The 19,452-nt window shown below is 66.7% G+C and carries 21 protein-coding genes and 1 pseudogene; 11 read left to right on the top strand and 11 right to left on the bottom strand.

The annotated features are described in order from the left end of the window. The first annotated feature begins 50 nt into the window (after nt 1-50). Complete coding sequence (locus C9J49_RS04265; protein WP_046079919.1) at nt 51-602, top strand: cysteine hydrolase family protein; 552 nt, start codon at nt 51-53, stop codon at nt 600-602. 97 nt (nt 603-699) lie between these two features. On the opposite strand, the gene C9J49_RS04260 is transcribed toward C9J49_RS04265, so the two are convergent. The 10 genes from C9J49_RS04260 to C9J49_RS04215 form a co-directional block, all read right to left on the bottom strand. Further along, complete coding sequence (locus C9J49_RS04260; protein ID WP_046079920.1) at nt 700-1,443, bottom strand: dienelactone hydrolase family protein; 744 nt, start codon at nt 1,441-1,443, stop codon at nt 700-702. A 79-nt stretch (nt 1,444-1,522) separates the two neighbouring features. Then, entirely contained in the window at nt 1,523-1,843 is a 321-nt protein-coding gene (locus C9J49_RS04255) for a hypothetical protein (protein ID WP_107181607.1), read from the bottom strand. 26 nt (nt 1,844-1,869) lie between these two features. Beyond that, nucleotides 1,870-2,268, bottom strand: coding sequence for a gamma-glutamylcyclotransferase (locus C9J49_RS04250; RefSeq protein ID WP_107181606.1), 399 nt, complete (start codon nt 2,266-2,268; stop codon nt 1,870-1,872). A 283-nt stretch (nt 2,269-2,551) separates the two neighbouring features. Next, nucleotides 2,552-2,974 (bottom strand): cytidine deaminase, encoded by a 423-nt coding sequence (gene cdd / locus C9J49_RS04245; RefSeq protein ID WP_107181605.1) that lies wholly within the window; start codon nt 2,972-2,974, stop codon nt 2,552-2,554. Further along, on the bottom strand, nt 2,971-3,705 hold the full coding sequence (gene deoD, locus C9J49_RS04240) for a purine-nucleoside phosphorylase (protein ID WP_107181604.1): 735 nt from the start codon (nt 3,703-3,705) through the stop codon (nt 2,971-2,973). Before deoD ends, cdd begins: the two co-directional genes overlap by 4 nt. A 71-nt stretch (nt 3,706-3,776) precedes the next feature. After that, a complete protein-coding gene (locus C9J49_RS04235; protein WP_107181603.1) occupies nt 3,777-5,003 on the bottom strand; it encodes a phosphopentomutase in 1,227 nt (408 codons plus the stop codon). Continuing rightward, nucleotides 5,000-6,328: a thymidine phosphorylase gene (gene deoA / locus C9J49_RS04230; RefSeq protein ID WP_107181602.1), complete on the bottom strand. Its 1,329-nt coding sequence runs from the start codon at nt 6,326-6,328 to the stop codon at nt 5,000-5,002. The genes C9J49_RS04235 and deoA overlap by 4 nt, the downstream gene beginning before the upstream one ends. Continuing rightward, entirely contained in the window at nt 6,328-7,110 is a 783-nt protein-coding gene (gene deoC / locus C9J49_RS04225; protein ID WP_107181601.1) for a deoxyribose-phosphate aldolase, read from the bottom strand. The genes deoA and deoC overlap by 1 nt, the downstream gene beginning before the upstream one ends. A 72-nt stretch (nt 7,111-7,182) precedes the next feature. Beyond that, entirely contained in the window at nt 7,183-8,451 is a 1,269-nt protein-coding gene (locus tag C9J49_RS04220) for a NupC/NupG family nucleoside CNT transporter (RefSeq protein WP_107181600.1), read from the bottom strand. Nucleotides 8,452-8,529: 78 nt separating this feature from the next. Continuing rightward, a complete protein-coding gene (locus C9J49_RS04215) occupies nt 8,530-9,357 on the bottom strand; it encodes an outer membrane protein OmpK (protein ID WP_107181599.1) in 828 nt (275 codons plus the stop codon). Between the two features lie 277 nt (nt 9,358-9,634). Between C9J49_RS04215 and C9J49_RS04210 the strand changes: the two genes are divergently transcribed. From C9J49_RS04210 to C9J49_RS04175, 8 genes are all read left to right on the top strand, one after another. Further along, nucleotides 9,635-10,357, top strand: a complete 723-nt coding sequence (locus C9J49_RS04210) for a DeoR family transcriptional regulator (RefSeq protein ID WP_046079929.1) — start codon at nt 9,635-9,637, stop codon at nt 10,355-10,357. A 108-nt stretch (nt 10,358-10,465) separates the two neighbouring features. Then, nucleotides 10,466-11,146 (top strand): CBS domain-containing protein, encoded by a 681-nt coding sequence (locus C9J49_RS04205; RefSeq protein WP_107181598.1) that lies wholly within the window; start codon nt 10,466-10,468, stop codon nt 11,144-11,146. A 330-nt stretch (nt 11,147-11,476) separates the two neighbouring features. Continuing rightward, nucleotides 11,477-12,475 carry a ubiquinol oxidase subunit II gene (cyoA, locus tag C9J49_RS04200; RefSeq protein WP_107181597.1) on the top strand — a complete coding sequence of 333 codons (999 nt, stop codon included), beginning with the start codon at nt 11,477-11,479 and terminating at the stop codon, nt 12,473-12,475. A gap of 3 nt (nt 12,476-12,478) precedes the next feature. After that, on the top strand, nt 12,479-14,503 hold the full coding sequence (gene cyoB / locus C9J49_RS04195; protein WP_107181596.1) for a cytochrome o ubiquinol oxidase subunit I: 2,025 nt from the start codon (nt 12,479-12,481) through the stop codon (nt 14,501-14,503). Further along, nucleotides 14,504-15,118: a cytochrome o ubiquinol oxidase subunit III gene (locus C9J49_RS04190; RefSeq protein WP_035599461.1), complete on the top strand. Its 615-nt coding sequence runs from the start codon at nt 14,504-14,506 to the stop codon at nt 15,116-15,118. Nucleotide 15,119: 1 nt separating this feature from the next. Beyond that, nucleotides 15,120-15,449: a cytochrome o ubiquinol oxidase subunit IV gene (gene cyoD, locus C9J49_RS04185; RefSeq protein ID WP_035599463.1), complete on the top strand. Its 330-nt coding sequence runs from the start codon at nt 15,120-15,122 to the stop codon at nt 15,447-15,449. Continuing rightward, nucleotides 15,449-16,351 (top strand): heme o synthase, encoded by a 903-nt coding sequence (cyoE, locus tag C9J49_RS04180; RefSeq protein ID WP_035599465.1) that lies wholly within the window; start codon nt 15,449-15,451, stop codon nt 16,349-16,351. The genes cyoD and cyoE overlap by 1 nt, the downstream gene beginning before the upstream one ends. A 104-nt stretch (nt 16,352-16,455) precedes the next feature. Then, nucleotides 16,456-17,064: a Yip1 family protein gene (locus tag C9J49_RS04175; RefSeq protein WP_081945899.1), complete on the top strand. Its 609-nt coding sequence runs from the start codon at nt 16,456-16,458 to the stop codon at nt 17,062-17,064. Between the two features lie 129 nt (nt 17,065-17,193). On the opposite strand, the gene C9J49_RS04170 is transcribed toward C9J49_RS04175, so the two are convergent. After that, nucleotides 17,194-18,330 carry an aminotransferase class V-fold PLP-dependent enzyme gene (locus C9J49_RS04170; protein ID WP_035599468.1) on the bottom strand — a complete coding sequence of 379 codons (1,137 nt, stop codon included), beginning with the start codon at nt 18,328-18,330 and terminating at the stop codon, nt 17,194-17,196. 208 nt (nt 18,331-18,538) lie between these two features. On the opposite strand from C9J49_RS04170, the gene C9J49_RS04165 reads away from it, so the two are divergent. After that, the gene (locus C9J49_RS04165; RefSeq protein ID WP_107181595.1) at nt 18,539-19,042 is read left to right on the top strand and encodes a porin family protein; all 504 of its coding nucleotides are present in this window, start codon (nt 18,539-18,541) and stop codon (nt 19,040-19,042) included. A gap of 284 nt (nt 19,043-19,326) precedes the next feature. Continuing rightward, nucleotides 19,327-19,452: pseudogene (locus tag C9J49_RS17295) on the top strand (mannosyl-3-phosphoglycerate phosphatase); the annotation flags it as partial.

Here is a 19,452-nt window from a genome sequence, read left to right as displayed (position 1 = left end):
TTGGCCTCGCCCCGTCGGGCAATGTGATGGGGACAAAGCAGGAGGGCGAGATGGAGCAACGAGAAGCGCTGATCATTATCGACATGCAGCGTGGAATGGGGGAGTCCACCGCTGGCGAGCGCAACAATCCAGAGGCCGAGCGGAATATCCAGGCGCTTCTTTCCGCCTGGCGCCAGAAGGGATGGCCGGTCGTGCACGTTCGTCATATCTCGCGAACGCCGGGGTCACCGTTCTGGCCGGGCCAGTCCGGGGCCGAATTCCAGCCCGAACTGGCGCCGCTGGCAGATGAGCATGTGGTCGAGAAGCACGTGCCCGATGCCTTCATTCACAGCGGTCTCGAGCGGTGGCTGCATGTGCGCGATCTTCGCCGGTTGGTGGTGGTCGGGGTGAGCACCAGCAACTCGGTCGAATCCACCGTGCGCACGGCAGGCAACCTCGGGTTCGAGGTGAGCGTGGTCAGTGACGCTACCTTCACGTTTGCTAAGGAAGATTACTCGGGAATTTCAAGGTCGGCGGAAGAGGTGCATGCCATGTCGCTGGCCAATCTGCATGGCGAATATGCTGAGATCGCGAGTACGTCGGACATGCTCAAGCATTTGTGATCGAACGCCGACGTGCTTCTTGCCCGTGACGGATGAGCGGTGACACATGCGGCCCCGGTTTTGTTACCGGGGCCCTATTCGTTGGACGTAACGCGTCTTACAGCGTCTCTTCCAGCAGCGTCAGCAGCCGCTTGTAGTGCAGCTCGTCGGCCTCGGCATGGTAGGAGCCGGTGGCGTCCTTGGCGGTGTAGCCGTGGGGAGCGCCCCGGTAGAGCTCGGTGGTGAAGTGCACGCCCGCGGCGGCCAGGGCCTCGTCCATGCGGGCGATCTGCTCCGGCGGCAGCAGCTCGTCACGGTCGGCGTGGCCGAAGTAGACGCGGCCTGCGATGTGGTTCACCACCTTCACCGGACTGTGCGCGTCGTCGGCCTGCGCCAGGTTGGCGGAGTGGAAGCCGGCTGCGGCGGCGATGCGCTCGGGGTGTTCCGCCGCCATGCGAAGTGCGAAGGCGCCGGTGAGGCAGTAGCCCACCACGGCGACCTTGCCCTCGGCGAATTCCGGCGCGGCGTCGATGCCCTCGAGCCAGGCGACGAAGTCGCGGGACTGGGCGTCGGGCGTCAGGTGGCCGGCGTATTCGACCAGGGTGGGCCGCACGTCCGGGTCGCGGAACGACTGGCCCGCCGGCACGATCTCGCCGGCCGCGTCACGGTAGTAGATGTTGGGCATCAGTACGGCGTAGCCGGCGTCGGCGATGCGCTGGGCCTTCTCGTGATAGCAGGGGCGCAGGGCGCCGATATCGGTAAGCAGCACCACGGCCGGCAGCGGGCCGTCGGCGTTCTCGGGCGTGAAGACATGGGCGTCGATGGTGCCGTCGGCGGCGGGGATATCGATGGCGCGGGACATGGTCACTCCGGGGCTCGATGAGAAGAAGAATATCGTCAACGCTGAATGTAACCGCTGACGGTGGCCGCTGGCGAGGTCGTTACTGCCCGCCGCCGATGCTCAGCCGCAGGGCCTGGAGCCCGCCGAGCTCGAGCCGGACCTCTTCGGAGAACAGCGGATGGCCGTGCGCCGTCAGGTCGATGCTGGCGGCCGCGCCGCGGTAGTGCACGTCGGCGGTGATGTTCGCCTCGGTGCCGAGCGGGGCCAGCAGGTCGAAGCCGACGCCGTCGACGTCCACGGCGGTGAGCCCCATGTCGTCCAGTGCCTGCGCCACGTCCTGCTTCAGGGCCATGCCGTAGGCGAGGTAGAGCCCGCCGTACGCCAGCCCGGCGATCACGATCAGAGAAAAGAGACGGCCCATGGCGGGTTCCTTGTGTGAAGTGGGTGTCAGAGGACGGACTGGCGGGGCTGCCAGCCGCCCTCGCGAATCACGGGGCAGCCCGCGACGTCGCGATTGTAAAGGTACAGCCAGGCCGGGCCGAAGGCGGTCGCATGCACGACCCGGTCGTAGGTGCCGCTCGCCGGCCGTCTTACACGGTAGTCCTCGAGCACGTCGAGGTCCTTGAGCCCCGCGGCATCGACGCGGAACACCTCGATCTCCACGCCCATCGAGCGTTCGAGCCGGGCGCCGGGGTAGGGGCCGAGGTCGAAGAGGGTGACGCCGGTGAGCACGTCCGTGCCCACGAAGTCGGCGCCGTTCAGCCAGTGGTGATTGCGCAGGCCGCGTTTGAGGGTGCCGTAGACGGCGACCAGCGGCGTGCGCGCGATGGCGATGGCGGGGGACATCGGCGGGTGCTCCGAAGACATGGACACTGGGGGCCAAGGATACCAGAGCGGCGCTTTGTCACGAATCGTCCTTCCATATCAGAAGGATGGCGAGTTCCTGTCGGCGGCGGCCCGCGACGGTGGCGTCCATGGGGTCAGACCCCGGCCGAGCCATCAGGCCCGTCATGGTGCGCTTCTCTGGCCGAATCGCCGCCGCCGGGGTCTGACCCCATGGTGGCAATCAGCTCGCCATCGGCAGAGAAAAGGACGCCGACGGCGATGACATTTTGGGGAGGCCTCGGGCTCAGTCGCCCAGGGTCGAGGAATGGCCCAGGTTCTCGGGGCCGAAGGAGTCGGGCAGCAGCTGGTCCATGGTGTAGCGGCGCAGCAGCGTGCCCTGGGCGTCGACCACGCGGATCAGGGTCTTGGGCGTGGCGAACTCCCGGATGCGCTGGCGGCAGTCGCCGCAGGGCGTGCACAGGTGCTCGCCGGGGCCGATCACGTAGACCTCGCGCAGCTCGCGCTCGCCGGCGCTGGCCATGGTGGCGATGGCCGAGGCCTCGGCGCAGAGGCCCTTGTAGTGGGCGACCTCGACGTTGGCGCCGACGTAGCGGGTGCCGCTCTCGCTGACGATCAGCGCGCCCACCGGATGGTTCGAGTAGGGCGCGTAGGCGTGGTCGCGCACGCCGATCAGCGCCTCGACGATATCGGGCTGGACCTCGCTCATGCCTGTGCCTCCCGGGCGGCGTCGTCGCGCAGCACGCTCTCCAGGGCGACGGTCATCATCTCGTCGAAGGTGGTGGCACGCTCGTCGCTGGAGAGCGAGTCGCCGCGCACGATGTGGTCGGACACCGTGCAGATGGTGGCGGCCCGGGCGCCGAACTCGGCGGCCACGCCGTAGAGGCCGGCGGCCTCCATCTCCACACCGACGATGCCGTAGCGGCGCATCAGGTCGATCATCTCGGGGCGCGGATCGTAGAACAGGTCCGCCGAGAAGATGTTGCCGACCTTGACCGGCACGCCCTGGGCCGCGGCGGCGTCCACCGCGTGGCGGGTCAGCTCGAAGTCGGCGATGGCGGCGAAGTCGTTGCCGAGGAAACGGGTGCGGTTGACGCCGGAGTCGGTGCAGGCGCCCTGGCCGATGACCACGTCGCGCACCTTCACGTCGTCGCGCACCGCGCCGCAGGAGCCGACGCGGATCAGGCTCTTCACGCCGAACTCGGTGATCAGCTCCTTGGCGTAGATCGACACCGAGGGGATGCCCATGCCGTGGCCCATCACCGAGATCTCGCGGCCCTTGTAGGTGCCGGTGTAGCCGTACATGTTGCGCACGTCGTTCACCTGGCGGGCGTTCTCGAGGAAGTTCTCGGCGATGTACCTGGCGCGCAGCGGGTCGCCGGGCATCAGCACGGTATCGGCGAAGTCGCCGCGTTCGGCCTTGATATGCGGGGTGGCCATGTTCGGTCTCCTTGGTCTTTGAACCGCGTCTTTGAACCGGGTCTTTGAGCCGGGTCCTGTCGGGCCGGGGCTTAACGTGCCTGGGCTTTGGGGGCCGGAAGAAAGCTCGTGCCGTCGTCCATGGGTGCCAGGCCGAGGTGTGCGGCCAGGCTCTGGCCGATGTCGGCAAAGCTCTCGCGGATGCCCAGCGAGCCGGGCGCGAGGCCGGCGCCGCTGGCCAGCACCGGGATGTGCTCGCGGGTGTGATCGCTGCCGGGCCAGGTCGGATCGCAGCCGTGGTCGGCGGTGAGGATCAGCAGGTCGTCGTCCTCGAGGCGCGCCAGCAGCTCGGGCAGGCGGGCGTCGAAGGCCTCCAGGGCGGCGGCGTAGCCGGCCACGTCGCGGCGGTGGCCGTAGACCATGTCGAAGTCGACGAAGTTGGTCATGATCAGCGAGCGGTCGCCGGCCTCGGCCATTGCGTCCAGGGTGGCGTCGAACAGGGCGTCGTGGCCGCTGGCCTTGATGGTGCGCGAGATGCCGCAGTGGGCGTAGATGTCGGCGATCTTGCCGATCGCCACCACCTGGCCGCCGTCGTCGTGCAGCTTCTGCAGCACCGTGGGCGCGGGCGGCTCGACGCTGTAGTCGCGGCGGTTGGCGGTGCGGGCGAAGTCGTCGGCGCTCTTGCCCGTGAAGGGGCGCGCGATGACCCGGCCGATGTTGTAGGGCTCGAGCAGCCGGCGGGCGATCTCGCACAGCGCATAGAGGCGTTCGAGGCCGAAGGCGTCCTCGTGGGTGGCGATCTGGAATACCGAGTCCGCCGAGGTGTAGACGATCGGCTTGCCGCTGGCGACGTGCTCCTCGCCGAGCCTGGCGATGATCTCGGTGCCGGAGGCGTGGCAGTCGCCGATCACGCCGGGCAGGCCGGCCTCGCGCACCAGCGCCTCGAGCAGCTCGGGCGGGAAGCTGTGCTCGCGCTCGCTGAAGTAGCCCCACTCGAAGCGCACCGGCACGCCGGCGATCTCCCAGTGGCCGGAGGGCGTGTCCTTGCCGGAGGAGATTTCCCTGGCCGCGCCGTAGGCGCCGTCGACGCTCTGCGGCGGGGTGATGCCGGCGGCCCAGGCGCCGGTGCTCTCGCGGTGGGCGTGGAACAGCCCCAGCCGGCCGAGGTTCGGCAGCGCGAGCGGGCCGCGGGAGGTCGAATCGGCGCATTCCCGGGCGATATGGCCCAGGGTGTCGGCGCCGGCGTCGCCGAAGGTCTCGGCGTCCGGTGTGGCGCCGAGGCCGAAGGAATCGAGAACGAGCACGATGGCGCGGGTCATTGGGCCTCCCGACGGATGGTGTCCTGAATCAGTGGTGGCGCGGGGCAGGGCGCGTCGCTCAGCGTGAGGGCGTCGTGCAGCCGGGCCTCGGCGCGCTCGGCGTCGGTCTCGCTGCGGGCGTGGATGCGCGCCAGCGGCTGGCCGGCGGCGACGGCCGCGCCCAGTTCGGCGATGTCGGTCAGGCCGACGGCCGGGTCGATGGCGTCCGCCGGATGACGGCGCCCGCCGCCGAGCTCGACCACCGCCATGCCCACGGCCCGGGTGTCGATGGCGCCGAGATGGCCCGCGCGTGCGGCGCGGACCTCGCGCACCACCGGCGCGGCGGGCAGGTGAGCGTCGGCGCGCTCGAGCAGGTCGCTCGGGCCGCCGAGGCCGGCCACCATGCGCGCGAAGCGCTCGGCGGCGGCGCCGGAGGCCAGTCGCTCGTCGAGCCGGGCCAGCGCCGCGTCGCGGTCGGCGGCCAGGCCACCGGCCAGCAGCATTTCCGCGGCCAGGGTGCGGGTGACCTCGAGCAGGCGGCCGTCGCGGCGTTCGCCGGTCAGCACCGCCAGCGCTTCGCGCACCTCCACGGCGTTGCCGGCGCAGGGCGCCAGCGGCTGGCTCATGTCGGTCAGCAGCGCGGTGGTCGGCGTGCCGGCGCGGCTGGCCACCGTGGCGATGGCTTCGGCCAGCTCGCGGGAGGCGGCCGGCGTCGGCATGAAGGCGCCGCTGCCGACCTTGACGTCCATCACCAGGGCGTCGAGGCCGCAGGCGAGCTTCTTGCCCAGGATCGAGGCCACGATCAGCGGCAGCGATTCCACGGTGGCGGTGACGTCGCGCACCGCGTAGAGGCGCTTGTCGGCCGGTGCCAGGCTGCCGGTCTGGCCGATGATCGCCACGCCCGCGTCCTTCACCAGGCGGCGGAAGGTGGCGGTGTCCGGGGTGACCGAGTAGCCGGGGATGGCCTCGAGCTTGTCGAGGGTGCCGCCGGTGTGGCCGAGGCCGCGCCCGGAAATCATCGGCACGTGGCCGCCGCAGGCGGCGACCCAGGGGCCGAGCACCAGCGAGACCAGATCGCCCACGCCGCCGGTGGAGTGCTTGTCGAGCACCGGGCCGGGCAGGTCGAGCCCGGCCCAGTCGAGCACCTCGCCGGAGTCGCGGGTGGCCTCGGTGAGGGCCACCGTCTCGGCGTCGTCCATGCCCTGCAGGTAGATGGCCATGGCCAGTGCGCCGACCTGGGCATCCGACAGGCGGCCGTCGGCGATGCCGGAAACCAGCTCGCGGATGGCGTCGGGCGGCAGCGGCCGCCCGTCGCGCTTGGCGCGGATGGCTTCCTGGGGAAGCATCAGTAGTCGTCCTCGTCGCCGTCGGCGGCCGGGGCGTCGAAGGCGCCGAGGTTCATCAGCAGGTCGTCGAGCAGGCCGGAGGCGCCGAAGCGGAAGTGGGCCGGGGAGATCCAGCCGGCGCCCATGATGCGCTCGGCGAGCTCCAGGTAGGCCGCGGCATCCTCGGTGGTGCGCACGCCGCCGGCGGCCTTGAAGCCGATGTCCTTGCCGCTGTCGCGGATCGCCTCGAGCAGGATCTCGGCGGCTTCCAGGGTGGCGTTGACGTCGACCTTGCCGGTGGAAGTCTTGAGGAAGTCGGCGCCGCCCTCGATGGCCAGTTCGGCGGCGCGGCGGATCAGTGCCGGGTCCTTCAGCTCGCCGGTCTCGAGGATCACCTTGAGGGTGGCGTCGCCGCAGGCGGCCTTGCTCATCTCGACCAGGTCCTGGCAGACGCCCTCGTCGCCGGCCATCAGCGCGCGGTAGGGGAAGACCACATCGACCTCGTCGGCGCCGGAGGCCACGGCCTCGCGGGTGGCGCGGGCGGCGCGCATGACGTCGTCGCCGCCGTCGGGGAAGTTGGTGACGGTGGCGATCTTGACGCTGTCGTTCAGGCGGTGGGCGGTCAGCGCGCGGCGCGCCGGGACGATGAACTGCGGGTAGATGCAGATCGCCGCCGGGTTGCCCATCGGCGTCTTGGCGCGCTGGCACAGGCCTTCGACGCTGGCATCGGTGTCGTCGTCGTTGAGGCTGGTGAGGTCGAGCAGCGGCAGGGCCTGGCGGGCAACGCGTTGCAGATCGGTCATGTTGTGGTCCTGTAGCAAAGGGGCCTGTTGAGAAGAATGACACCGCGCCCGACAGGCCGCGGTGTCGCCGGTTCATGCCCCGAGGGCGATGAAGAAGCCGGCAAGGGTAGCGGACATCAGGTTGGAAAGGGTACCCGCCAGGACGGCCTTGATGCCCAGGCGCGCGATGTCGTGGCGCCGGCTGGGGGCGATGCTGCCGAGGCCGCCGAGCAGGATGGCGATCGACGACAGGTTGGCGAAGCCACACAGGGCGAAGGACAGGATCGCCGCGGAATGGTCGGAGAGCGCCTCGCCGGTGGCGGCGACCATCTGCTCGCCGTCCAGGTAGGGGGCGAGGTTGATGTAGGCGACGAACTCGTTGACCACCAGCTTCTGGCCGATGAAGGAGCCGGCCAGGGTGGCTTCGGACCAGGGCACGCCGAGCAGGAAGGCCAGCGGCGAGAACAGCCAGCCGAGCAGCAGCTCGAGACTCAGCGACTCCATGCCGAACCAGCCGCCGATGCCGCCCAGGATGCCGTTGATCAGTGCGATCAGGCCGATGAAGGCGAGCAGCATGGCGCCGACGTTGGACGCCAGCATCAGGCCGGAGCTGGCGCCCGAGGCGGCGGCATCCAGCACGTTGGTGGGATGGTTCTCTTCCTCGTCGAGGCGTTCCTCGGCGGCGGAGACGCTGTCCTCCGGGGTCTCGGTCTCGGGCAGCAGCAGCTTGGCGAACAGCAGCCCGCCGGGGGCGGCCATGAAGGAGGCGGCGACCAGGTATTCCATGGGAATGCCCAGGGCGGCATAGCCGGCCAGCACCGAGCCGGCCACCGAGGCCAGGCCGCCGCACATCACCGCGAACAGCTGCGACTGGGTCATCCTGGCGATGAAGGGGCGCACCACCAGCGGCGCTTCGGTCTGGCCGACGAAGATATTGGCGGTGGCCGAGAGCGATTCGGTGCGCGAGGTGCCGAGCGCCTTCTGCAGGGCGCCGCCGAGCAGGCGGATGATCCACTGCATGATGCCGAGGTAGTAAAGCACCGCGGTCAGCGAGGAGAAGAAGATGATGACCGGCAGCACCTTGACCGCGAAGATGAAGCCGGAGGCCTCGGCGTTGGCCAGACCGCCGAACACGAAGTCGATGCCGTCGTTGGCGTAGAGTACCACCTGACTGACGGCATCCGAGACGGTGGCGAGCACCGCCTGACCGGCCGGGACGTAGAGCACGAAGGCGCCGATGCCGGCCTGGATGGCGAATGCGCCGCCCACGGTGCGCAGGCGGATCGCGCGGCGATTGCTGGAGAAGAGCACGGCGATGGCGATCAGCGTCAGCATGCCGATCAGGCTCATGAGCAAGGTCATGGGGATGTCCTTGTGGTTGATGGCCGAGGCGCGCGGGTCGCGCCTCGGGGCCGGCGATGGGTCACGAGGCGCGGGAGGTTACAGGAAGTTGACCTTGACGGTATAGATCATCGCGTTCTGATAGTCGCCGGCGGTGCCCAGCTTGTTGTTCGCGTAGCGGTACTGCACGCCGGTGGTGATCTCCTCGATGGGGTGCCACCACAGCGCCACGGCGCCGTTGGTGCCTAGCGAGCTGGCTGAGCCATCGACGTATTTATCTTCGAGATATTCGTCGTCACGCTCGAAGGTCTGTTCGTGCCAGTTGGTCAGGCTGAAGGCCTCGCCGAAGGCCTCGAAGTCGTAGCCTAGCACCCAGCCGGCCATGTAGCCGTTGTCTCCGTCGTAGCTGCCGCTCTCAGTCTCGACCCAGGCCTTGCCGATGAACGGCTTGAACCACAGGCCGTTGGCGAAGGTGTGGCGATAGCCGAGGCCGGCGATGCGGTCCTGCTCCTCGCTGTCGAAGCCGTAGTCGCGGAAGTCGTAGACGTGGAAGTACAGCGAGAAGGGGGTATCGCCGAGGTAGATGTGCGAGGTGACCTTGGCGGCGCTGCGGCGGTTGTCGCGGCCGTCTTCCTCGGACATGTCGTTCTGCGGGTTCTCGAAATCGTAGAAGCCGTAGAATTCACCCCAGTCGAAGCCGACGCCGCCCTCGAGCTCGAGGTAGAAGAAGTCGCCCTTGGCGGCGTTGCTCGCGGTGCGTGCCTCGGTGCCGTCGGACCAGTCGAGGTAGTTGATCGAGGCGTTGGCGAACGACCACTGGGGGGTGAAGGCCGAGGCGTCGTCGGAGGCGGCGGCGGGCAGGGCGGTGGCGCCCAGCAGCAGGCCGGCCAGTGAGACGCGGTGGCAGGGGGCGAGGGAAATCGGCATGGGGATGGCTTCTCTGAACGTTGTCGATGACGGTTGTTGTCGGGTGAGGTGCCTGGCACGCGGCCAGCCGTCGCTCACGTCGACGGGGAGATCATGCGCCCGGTCGTGAGGGGCGAACGGGATGGCGAGCGGCGAGCCTGTTATTTGAGTAACATGACAATGTTATTTTAATCACATTTGGCGCCGCAACCCTGCGAAGGGGGGGGGCGTCAACGCGGAGCACGAGTGCGGCGCCGGCCGCCTCGAGGGATGTGGACAGCACCAGGAGAGGGATACGTTGAACGAACGAAGTGAAGGGCGGCTGATGCGCCTGCAGCATGCGCTGGGGCAGGGCGGCAGCCTGCGTCTGGCCGAGGCGGCGGCCCTGTGCGGGGTGTCGGAGATGACGATTCGACGCGACCTGGCGGGGTCCGACGGCAGCCTGGCGTTGATCGGCGGGCACCTGATGCTGGCCGGCGACCCGCGTCATGCCCCGGTCTACGACCTGGCCGTGCAGCGCGACCGCAACGCCGAGGCCAAGCGGCGGTTGTGCGAGCGGGCGCTGGCCACGCTGGAAGAAGGAGACACTCTGTTCATCGACTGCGGCACGACCCTTGCGCCGCTGGCGGCCAGCCTGCCCGACGACATGTCGCTGACGGTGGTGACCTATGCGCTGAACATCGCCGAGGCGGTCAGCAAGCGCCCGGGGGTGCGGTTGTGGCTGCTGGGTGGGGTCTATCATGCCTCGTCGCGTTCGTTCTCCAGCGACGACATGAGCGAGACGATCCGGGGCTTCGGGATCAACAAGGCGTTCCTGACCGCGGCCGGCGTGGACGAGCGCCAGGGGCTGAGCTGCTTCCACTTCCACGAGGTGGCGCCCAAGCAGGCGGCGATCGCCACCGCCCAGCGCAGGGTGCTGGTGGTGGATGCCAGCAAGCAGGGCATGGTGCGCCCGGCGCGCTTCGCCGGACTCGAGGAGGTGGATCAGGTGATCGCCGAGGAAGCGGGCGACGGCGACTGAGAGCGTCTCGAGACTTGCTCGTGGTCAAGGACGAGTGGCGGGAAGTTGCTATGTTGAGGGGGCGGGGAGCGTCCTCGCATTCACTCTCATCGCCTCGGAGGAGTTGCCATGCGTGCCGCAGATGTCATGACCCCACACGTGATCACCGTGTCGCCGAACAGCGAGGTGCGCGAGATTGCCAGCCTGCTGCTGGAGCACGGCATCAGCGCCGTGCCGGTGGTCGACGAGGACGAGCGGGTACTGGGCATCGTCAGCGAGGGCGACCTGATTCGCCGCGCGGAAGACGAGCGGCGCGACAAGGCCTGGTGGCTGCGCATGTTCGAGGTCAACGACCCCGGCGAGTACGTCAAGACCCATGGCCGCCTGGCCCACGAGATCATGACCCGCGAACCGGTCACCATCGATGAGGACAAGCCGGTTCACGAGATCGCGCGGCTGCTCGAGAAGCATCGCATCAAGCGGGTGCCGGTGGTGCGCGATGGCAGGCTGGTGGGCATCGTCAGCCGGGCCAACCTGCTGCGCGGCTTCTCGGTGGCGGAACCCAGCGTCTCGACGGGCGTCGAGGATCGCCAGATTCGCGATGCTATCCTCGACGAGGTGGATCGCAACACCGGGGTGATGGTCGAACGCCTCAACGTGATCGTCAGCGATGGCCAGGTCCAGCTGTGGGGGCTGGTCGACAGCGAGGATCAGCGCCTCGCCGTGCAGGTCGCGGCGGAAAACGCCCCGGGCGCCCGCTCGGTGGAGAACCACATCGGCTTCATGCCGCGCGGCATGGGCGGCTACTGAGGCCATTGATCACGCCGGGGTTGCTCTGACGGCGACCCGGACTTTCCTTCCCGCGCCGGCGCCATCGCCGGTGCGACACGCTGCGGCAAATCGTCCCTTTCCTCCTTTCCTCGTTTACTACACAATACGTTCCCCGCGGCCGGACCCTTTCTCGCGCGCCTCACAATGGCGTTCGCGGGGGTGTGGCCATGAGTGAGCCGAGCCCTTTCCACGATGGTTAGCCTTTGCTGCGGTCATGGGTCAACCGGCGCAGGACAGGTCTCGGTTTCTGTGTAGCTTGCTACTAGTCAGCAGGATTTATCCTGTCGCCAAGCCTGACGAGGTCGAAACATGAATCGAACTCCCCCCCTGCGCAAGCTCGGAGTCTTGCTGCTGGCGGTGTTGCCCCTGTTGCTGGCGGGGTGCAGCTCGGCACTGCTGGACCCGAAGGGCCAGATCGGGGAAGAACAGCGTACCCTGATCCTCACGTCCTTCGGTCTGATGCAGATCGTGGTCATTCCCGTGATCGTGATGACGCTGCTCTTCGCCTGGCGCTATCGCCGCAGCAACCGCGAAGCCTCCTACCGCCCGGATTGGCACCATTCCAATCTGATCGAGGCGGTCGTGTGGTTCATCCCCTGTGTGATCATCGTGTTCCTGGCCGTTCTGACCTGGTACACCTCGCACAGCCTTGACCCGCACAAGCCCATCGAGCCGACCGCAGAACAGCAGGACCCCATCGAGATCCAGGCCGTATCGCTGGATTGGAAGTGGCTGTTCATCTATCCCGAGCAGGGCGTCGCCACCGTCAACGAGCTGGCCTTCCCCGCGGATACCCCGGTTCATTTCCGGGTCACCTCCGGCTCCGTGATGAACTCCTTCTTCATTCCGCGTCTGGGTAGCCAGATCTATGCCATGGCCGGCATGGACAACGACGTTCACCTGGTCGCCGACGAAGAGGGCATCTATCCCGGTCGTTCCACCAACTACAGTGGTGCGGGCTTCTCGGGCATGACCTTCGACGCCCATGTGGGTTCCCAGGAGGAGTTCGAGGCCTGGGTCGAGAAGGTGCGTGAATCTTCCGAGTCACTGACCTATCCCGCGGAATACAACGAGCTCGCTGCGCCGTCCGAGGACAACGAGATCGCGTATTTCTCCGAGGTATCCCCCTCTCTCTACGAGAGCATCATCAAGAGCTTCCTTGCCGGCGGCGACCACGAAGAACGTATGGCCGAGTATGCCGACAGCTACGCCGAAGGCTTCGGTCACGCTGCTGGTCATGACGACGAAGGCCACGGCGAATCAGCCGAGTCTCACGGCACGCCCATGAGCGCGGAGGCAGCGGAGTAAACCATGTTCGGAAAACTGACACTGGACTCGATCCCCTATCACGAGCCGATCATCATGGTGGTCGCGATTGCGATCGCCATCGGTGGTGCCGTCGTGGTGGGTGGTCTGACCTACTTCAAGAAGTGGGGCTATCTGTGGCGCGAGTGGTTGACCTCCATCGACCACAAGAAACTCGGCATCATGTACTTCGTGGTGGCGCTGGTGATGCTGCTGCGCGGCTTCGCCGATGCGATCATGATGCGTACCCAGCTGGCGATGGCGTCGGGTGGGGCCGAGGGCTATCTGCCGCCTTCGCACTATGACCAGATCTTCACCGCCCACGGCGTGATCATGATCTTCTTCGTCGCCATGCCCATGGTCATCGGCCTGATGAACCTGGTGGTGCCGCTGCAGATCGGCGCGCGCGACGTGGCCTTCCCGTTCCTGAACAACCTGAGCTTCTGGCTGTTCGCGGCGGGCGTGATCCTGGTCAACGTGTCGCTGTTCGCCGGTGAGTTCGCCAAGACCGGCTGGCTGGCGTATGCGCCACTATCGGGGCTCGACTACAGTCCTGGCGTCGGCGTGGATTACTGGATCTGGGCGTTGCAGATATCCGGTATCGGCACGACCCTGACCGGCATCAACTTCTTCGTCACCATCCTGAAGATGCGCACCAAGGGCATGACCCTGTTCCGCATGCCCATCTTCACCTGGACCTCGCTGTGCGCGAACGTCCTGATCATCGCCTCGTTCCCGATCCTGACCGCCACCATCGCGCTGCTGACGCTGGATCGCTACCTGGGGATGAACTTCTTCACCACCGATCTCGGTGGCAACATGATGATGTACGTCAACCTCATCTGGGCCTGGGGCCATCCTGAGGTGTACATCCTGATCCTGCCGGCCTTCGGCGTGTTCTCCGAGGTCATCGCGACCTTCGCACGCAAGCGTCTGTTCGGCTACGGCACCATGGTGTGGGCGACCGTCGCCATCACCGTGCTGTCGTTCATCGTCTGGCTGCACCACTTCTTCACCATGGGCGCGGGCGCCAACGTCAATGCCTTCTTCGGCATCATGACGATGATCATCGCCATCCCCACCGGCGTGAAGATCTTCAACTGGCTGTTCACCATGTACCGCGGCCGGATCGAGTTCACCTCGCCGGTGCTGTGGACCCTGGGCTTCATCATCACCTTCTCCCTGGGTGGCATGACCGGTGTGATGCTGTCCATTCCGGCGGCCAACTTCGTGCTGCACAACAGCCTGTTCGTCATCGCCCACTTCCACAACGTCATCATCGGCGGCGTGGTGTTCGGCATGCTGGCGGGCCTGACCTACTGGTTCCCGAAGGCCTTCGGCTTCACCCTCAACGAGAAGTGGGGCAAGCGTTCCTTCTGGTGCTGGTTGGTCGGCTTCTACATGGCCTTCGTGCCGCTGTACGTGCTGAGCTTCTTCGGTGCCGTGCGCCGCATGCAGTCCTACGAGAACGGTGACTGGCAGCCGCTGATGATCGTGGCCTGGGTCGGTGCGTTGATCATCGCCGCCGGTATCGCCTGCACCCTGATCCAGTTCTACGTCAGCATCCGCGATCGCAAGCAGAACCAGGACGTCACCGGCGATCCCTGGGATGCGCGCACCCTCGAATGGGCGACCTCCTCGCCGGCGCCGTTCTACAACTTCGCGCACCTGCCGGAGATCGAGGGCGTCGACGACTACTGGACGAAGAAAGAGCGCAACGGTGGCAAGCAGCCGCTGTCCGAGGCGCCGTACCAGGACATTCACATGCCCAAGAACACCTGGGAAGGTCCGGTACTGGGTCTGCTGTCGACCGCCTTCGGTTTCGCCCTGGTCTGGCACATCTGGTGGCTGGCCATCGCCAGCGGCATCGGCATGTTCGTGGTCTTCCTGGCGCGGGTCTTCCGCGAGGACGTGGACTACTACGTGCCCGCTGCGGAAGTCGAGCGCATCGAGCGCGAGCATCGTCAGCGCGTCGAGCGTGACGTTCGGCAGTCTTCATCCTATGCATCCCAGGTAGGGGGGCAGGCCTAAATGTCTACTGATACCCTGAGCAACCACGGCGATCATGCTCACGAGCATGATCACCACGACGCCGCAGGCACCAAGGTCTTCGGTTTCTGGGTCTACCTGATGAGCGACCTGATCATCTTCGGGTCGTTGTTCGCCACCTACGCCGTGCTCCTCCGGGGCACGGCCGGTGGGCCGACCCCCGCAGAGATCGTCGACCTGCCGCTGATCCTGATCAGCACCTTCCTGCTGCTGGTGAGTAGTTTCACCTATGGCATGGCGGTGCTGGCGATGAACGCCGATCAGGTGAACAAGGTGAAGGCATGGCTCGCCGTGACCTTCCTGCTGGGCGCGGGCTTCATCGGCCTGGAGATCTATGAGTTCCAGCACCTGATCCACCTCGGCTACGGCCCGGATCGCAGCGGCTTCCTGTCGGCCTTCTTCACCCTGGTCGGCACCCACGGCCTGCACGTGACCTTCGGCCTGATCTGGATCCTGGTGATGCTGGTCCAGCTGCAGCAGAAGGGGCTGACCGAGATGACGCGTCCGCGGATCATGTGCCTGAGCCTGTTCTGGCACTTCCTGGACATCGTCTGGATCTGCGTCTTCTCCTTCGTCTACCTGATGGGAGTCCTGTGATATGAGCGGTCAAGCTTCCCATGCCGAGCATAGCCACGGCAGCGTCAAGTCCTATGTGATCGGGCTGATCCTGTCCATCGTGCTGACCATCATCCCGTTCGGGGTGGTGATGACCGGCTCGCTCTCGACCTCGGCTACACTGCTGATCATCGTGGCCACCGCCGTGGCCCAGGTGCTCGTGCAGCTGATCCTGTTCATGCACATGAGCACGAAGACCGATGAGGGGTGGAACTTCACCTCCTTCGTCTTCACCGTGGCGATCCTGGTCCTGGTCATTGGAGGTTCCTTATGGATCATGTACAACCTTCACCTGAACATGATGATCGGGTAATGGCGACCTCCTCGCGGCGTCGGGACTATCTGGCGCTGACCAAGCCAGGGATCATCGGCGGTAACGCCATCTCGGTACTGGGCGGCTTCTTCCTGGCCGCCCAGGGCCAGATCGATCCCTGGCTGCTGCTGGCCACGCTGGCAGGGTTGTCCCTGGTGATCGCATCCGGGTGCGCCTACAACAACGTCATCGATCGTGATATCGATGCGGTGATGGAGCGCACCCGCAGCCGGCCCCTGGTACAGGGGCGGCTGTCGGTCGCCGAAACGCTGCGCTTCGCGACCCTGCTCGGGGTCGCGGGCTTCGGTCTGCTGGCGGCGTTCACCAATGCCGTGACCGTGGGTCTGGCGGCCTTCGGCTTCGCCATCTACGTCGGTGCCTACAGCCTGTGGCTGAAGCGCCGCTCCGAATACGGCACCCTGGTGGGCAGCTTCTCCGGCGCCATGCCGCCGGTGGTGGGCTACTGTGCGGTGTCAGGCGAGTTCGACGCCGGCGCGCTGACGCTGCTGGTGATCTTCTGCATCTGGCAGATGCCGCACTCCTACGCCATCGCCATCTTCCGCTTCAAGGACTACGAGGCGGCGAAGATTCCCGTGCTGCCCGTGGTGCGTGGCATCAGCACCGCCAAGCACTACATCCTCGGCTACATCGTGGCCTTCCTCTTCGCCTCCCTGGCGTTGAGCGTGGCGGGCTATGCCGGGCCCGGCTATTTCGCCGTGGCACTGGTGATGGGCGTCTACTGGCTGTACCTGGCCATGCAGGGCTACTGGACCACCAACGCCGAGCGGTGGGCGAAGCGCGTGTTCGGCTTCTCCATCCTCACCATCACCGCGCTGAGCGTGATGATGTCGGTGGAATCCAGCCTGCTGCCGGCCACACCGTTGATGGCGGCCCTGGGCTGATACGCTTCCGTTGGCGACCCCCCCCGGGTCTCTGCCTATACTTGCCGGTGAAGACACATCGTGTGGCGGGCCACCCCGGCCCGTCCCCGGCAGGAGGGAGTGCCATGTTGACACATGCCTGGGGCATCCTCGCCCACCCGAAGCGCGAGTGGCAGCAGATCAAGGAAGAGCGCGAGACGCTCACCCACCTCTACGAGCACCACGTGCTGCTGCTGGCAGCCATCCCCGTTGTCTGTTCCTACATCGGCACCACCCAGGTCGGGTGGAGTCTCGGTGGGGGCACGACCATCCAACTTGGCTATCTGGACGCGCTGGGCGCCGGGATCGTTTTCTACCTGGTGATCCTGGCGGCGGTCTATGCGGTCGGCAAGGTGATCCGCTACATGGCCAAGCGCTTCACTCGGCCGCCGAGCCAGAGCCAGTGCATCGTGTTCGCCGGCTACGTGGCGACGCCGATGTTCGTCAGCGGCATCGTGGCGGTCTATCCGTTGATCTGGCTGTGCATGCTCGCCGGCGTCATCGGGCTCTGCTATACCGCCTATCTGCTCTATATCGGCATCCCGTCCTTCCTCGGCATCGACAGCGAGGAAGGCTTCATCGTCTCCAGCGTGACCCTCGCCATCGGGGTGCTGGTGCTGGAGGCGCTGCTCGGCATCACCGTGCTGCTGTGGGGCTATGGCGAGCGCATCATCCTGTCGCTGATCGGTGGCTGATCCTGCCAGCCTCGGACATGTCGTGACTCCAGCCAGAAGAAGGAACGAACAGGGCGGCCCGTGGGCCGCCCTGTTCGTTGCCGGTTCCGGCGTTGTCGCCTCGATACCGGGGGACAGGCCCCGGACGGACTACTCGTCGGTGGCCTCGATGCGAGTCATGGCCTGGTCGAGGGTTGCCAGGGTGCGGTCGAGGGCGTGCAGCTTGTCGAAGCCGAACAGGCCGATGCGGAAGGTGCGGAAGTCGTCGCCCTCATTGCACATCAGCGGCACGCCGGTGGCCACCTGCAGGCCGCCGGCGGCGAACTTGACGGCCAGGTCCGGGTCGCTGGTGTAGCTCACGATCACGCCGGGGGCCTCGAAACCGGGCGCGGCGACGCTCTGGAAACCATGCTGGGCGAGCAATTCCCGGGCCCGTCGACCGAGTTCGAGCTGCTCGTCCTGGAGTTTCTCCAGGCCATAGTCCTCCGCCTCGGCCACGGCGTCGCGCAGGGTGCGCAGGGCGTCGGTGGGCAGGGTGGCATGATAGGCGTGGCCGCCGTTCTCGTAGGTCTCCATGATCGACAGCCACTTCTTGAGATCGCAGGCGAAGCTCGAGCTCTCGGTCTCCTCGATGATGTCCCGGGCCAGGCGCGACATCATCACCATGGCGCAGCAGGGCGAGCCGCTCCAGCCCTTCTGGGGCGCGCTGATCAGGATGTCGACGCCGGTGTCCTGCATGTCGATCCAGTCGGTGCCGGAGGCGATGCAGTCGAGCACCAGCAGGCCGTTCTGGTCGTGGATGGCCTCGGAGAGCCGACGGATGTACTCGTCGGGCAGCTTGATGCCGGACGAGGTCTCCACGTGGGGTGCGAACACCAGGTCGGGCTGCTGGTCCTGGATCGCCTCGAGCACCTCCTCGATGGGCGGCGGGGTGAACGGCGACGTCGGGTCGTCGTCATCGAGGCGGCGGGCCTTGCGGACATAGAGGTCCGAGGGAATGTTGCCGCGCTCCAGGATCTGGTGCCAGCGATAGCTGAACCAGCCGTTGCGGATGACCAGGCAGCGTCGATCGGTCGCGAACTGGCGGGCGACCGCTTCCATGCCGTAGGTGCCGCTGCCGGGGACGATGACCGTCGAATGCGCACGATAGACCCGCTTCAGTGACGTGGAGATATCGCGCATCACCTGCTGGAAGCACTGCGACATGTGGTTGAGGGAACGATCCGTGTAGACCACCGAGTACTCGAGCAGTCCATCGGGGTCGACATCGGGCAGTAAACCGGCCATTGCTGTCTCCATGTTATGGCACGCTACCTCCAGGCAGGGAGGGCGTCTTGCACGTTAAGAGGATATTCCCTATCCCGGCTTCAGGCCAGGGGAGGGGCGCCGGGCACGATTTCGGCGTCGCTCGCCGCAGGTGATGGCATCGCGGAGCGCTTTGTACCAGAATGGTCGCTGCGCAGGGAAACAATGTTTCCTAACTGGAGAAAGCCTCATGAAGACCTTGCTGATGCCCGTCGCCGCGGCCTGCCTCGTGGCCGCCGCCAACGCTCAGGCCCAGAGCCCGATGACCTATCAGCCGAGCCCCTACGTGGGCGGTGATGCCCTGTTCTGGGAACTCGACCCTGACGGCCCTGCCGGCGATCGCGACAGCACCGGCCTGCGCCTGCGCGCCGGTGTCGCCTTCAACGACTACTTCGCCCTGGAAGGGCATCTGGGGACCGGCGGCTCGGACGGTGGCCTGGAGCTGGATTACCTCGCGGGTGGCTATGCCAAGGGCATGCTGCCGATCACCTCACGCTTCAAGCTCTACGGCCTGCTGGGCGCCACCGAGGTGGAGTTCGACGGCGCGGAGTCCGAGAGCGGCGTGTCCTACGGCGGCGGTGCCAGCTATGCGCTGATGCCGAACCTCTCGCTGGGTGCCGACTACATGCGCTATCTGGACGAATCGCACTACGACTTCGATGCCGTGAGCCTGGGCGCCACCTACCACTTCTGACGACCTGGAGCGGTGCTCCCTGTCCCGACGCTTCCCGCGCACGCCCTCGCCCATGGCGGGGGCGTGATGCGTCATGGTCTGTGTTTCCGAGGCCACACACGGCACGATGACACCTGATGGCGCGAGCCACTGCCCTATCCTGAGGCGGCCGCCATCTCGTGGTGCAAGCCCGTCGTTCGCTCCGGGCGTCGCGCCACGGGCTGGCCCCGCCACCGCGCTGCCCGCAGCCAGTCTGGCACGTTACCTGCAAGGCCTTGGCGAACGAGGTCACCAAAGGTGCTGCCATGACCGCTTCTTCCTCCCGCCACGGGCTCCTCGGGGCGCGGCTGCTCTTCACCGATCTGGACGGCTCGCTGCTCGATCACGAGACCTATGACTGGTCGCCGGCCGCCGGGTGGCTGGACCGGCTG

The sequence above is a fragment of the Halomonas sp. SL1 genome (genome assembly GCF_003030865.2).
Taxonomy (GTDB): Bacteria; Pseudomonadota; Gammaproteobacteria; order Pseudomonadales; family Halomonadaceae; genus Halomonas; species Halomonas halophila.
The sequence above is the reverse complement of the archived record's forward strand: the minus strand, read 5'-3'. Positions and strand labels throughout refer to the sequence as shown.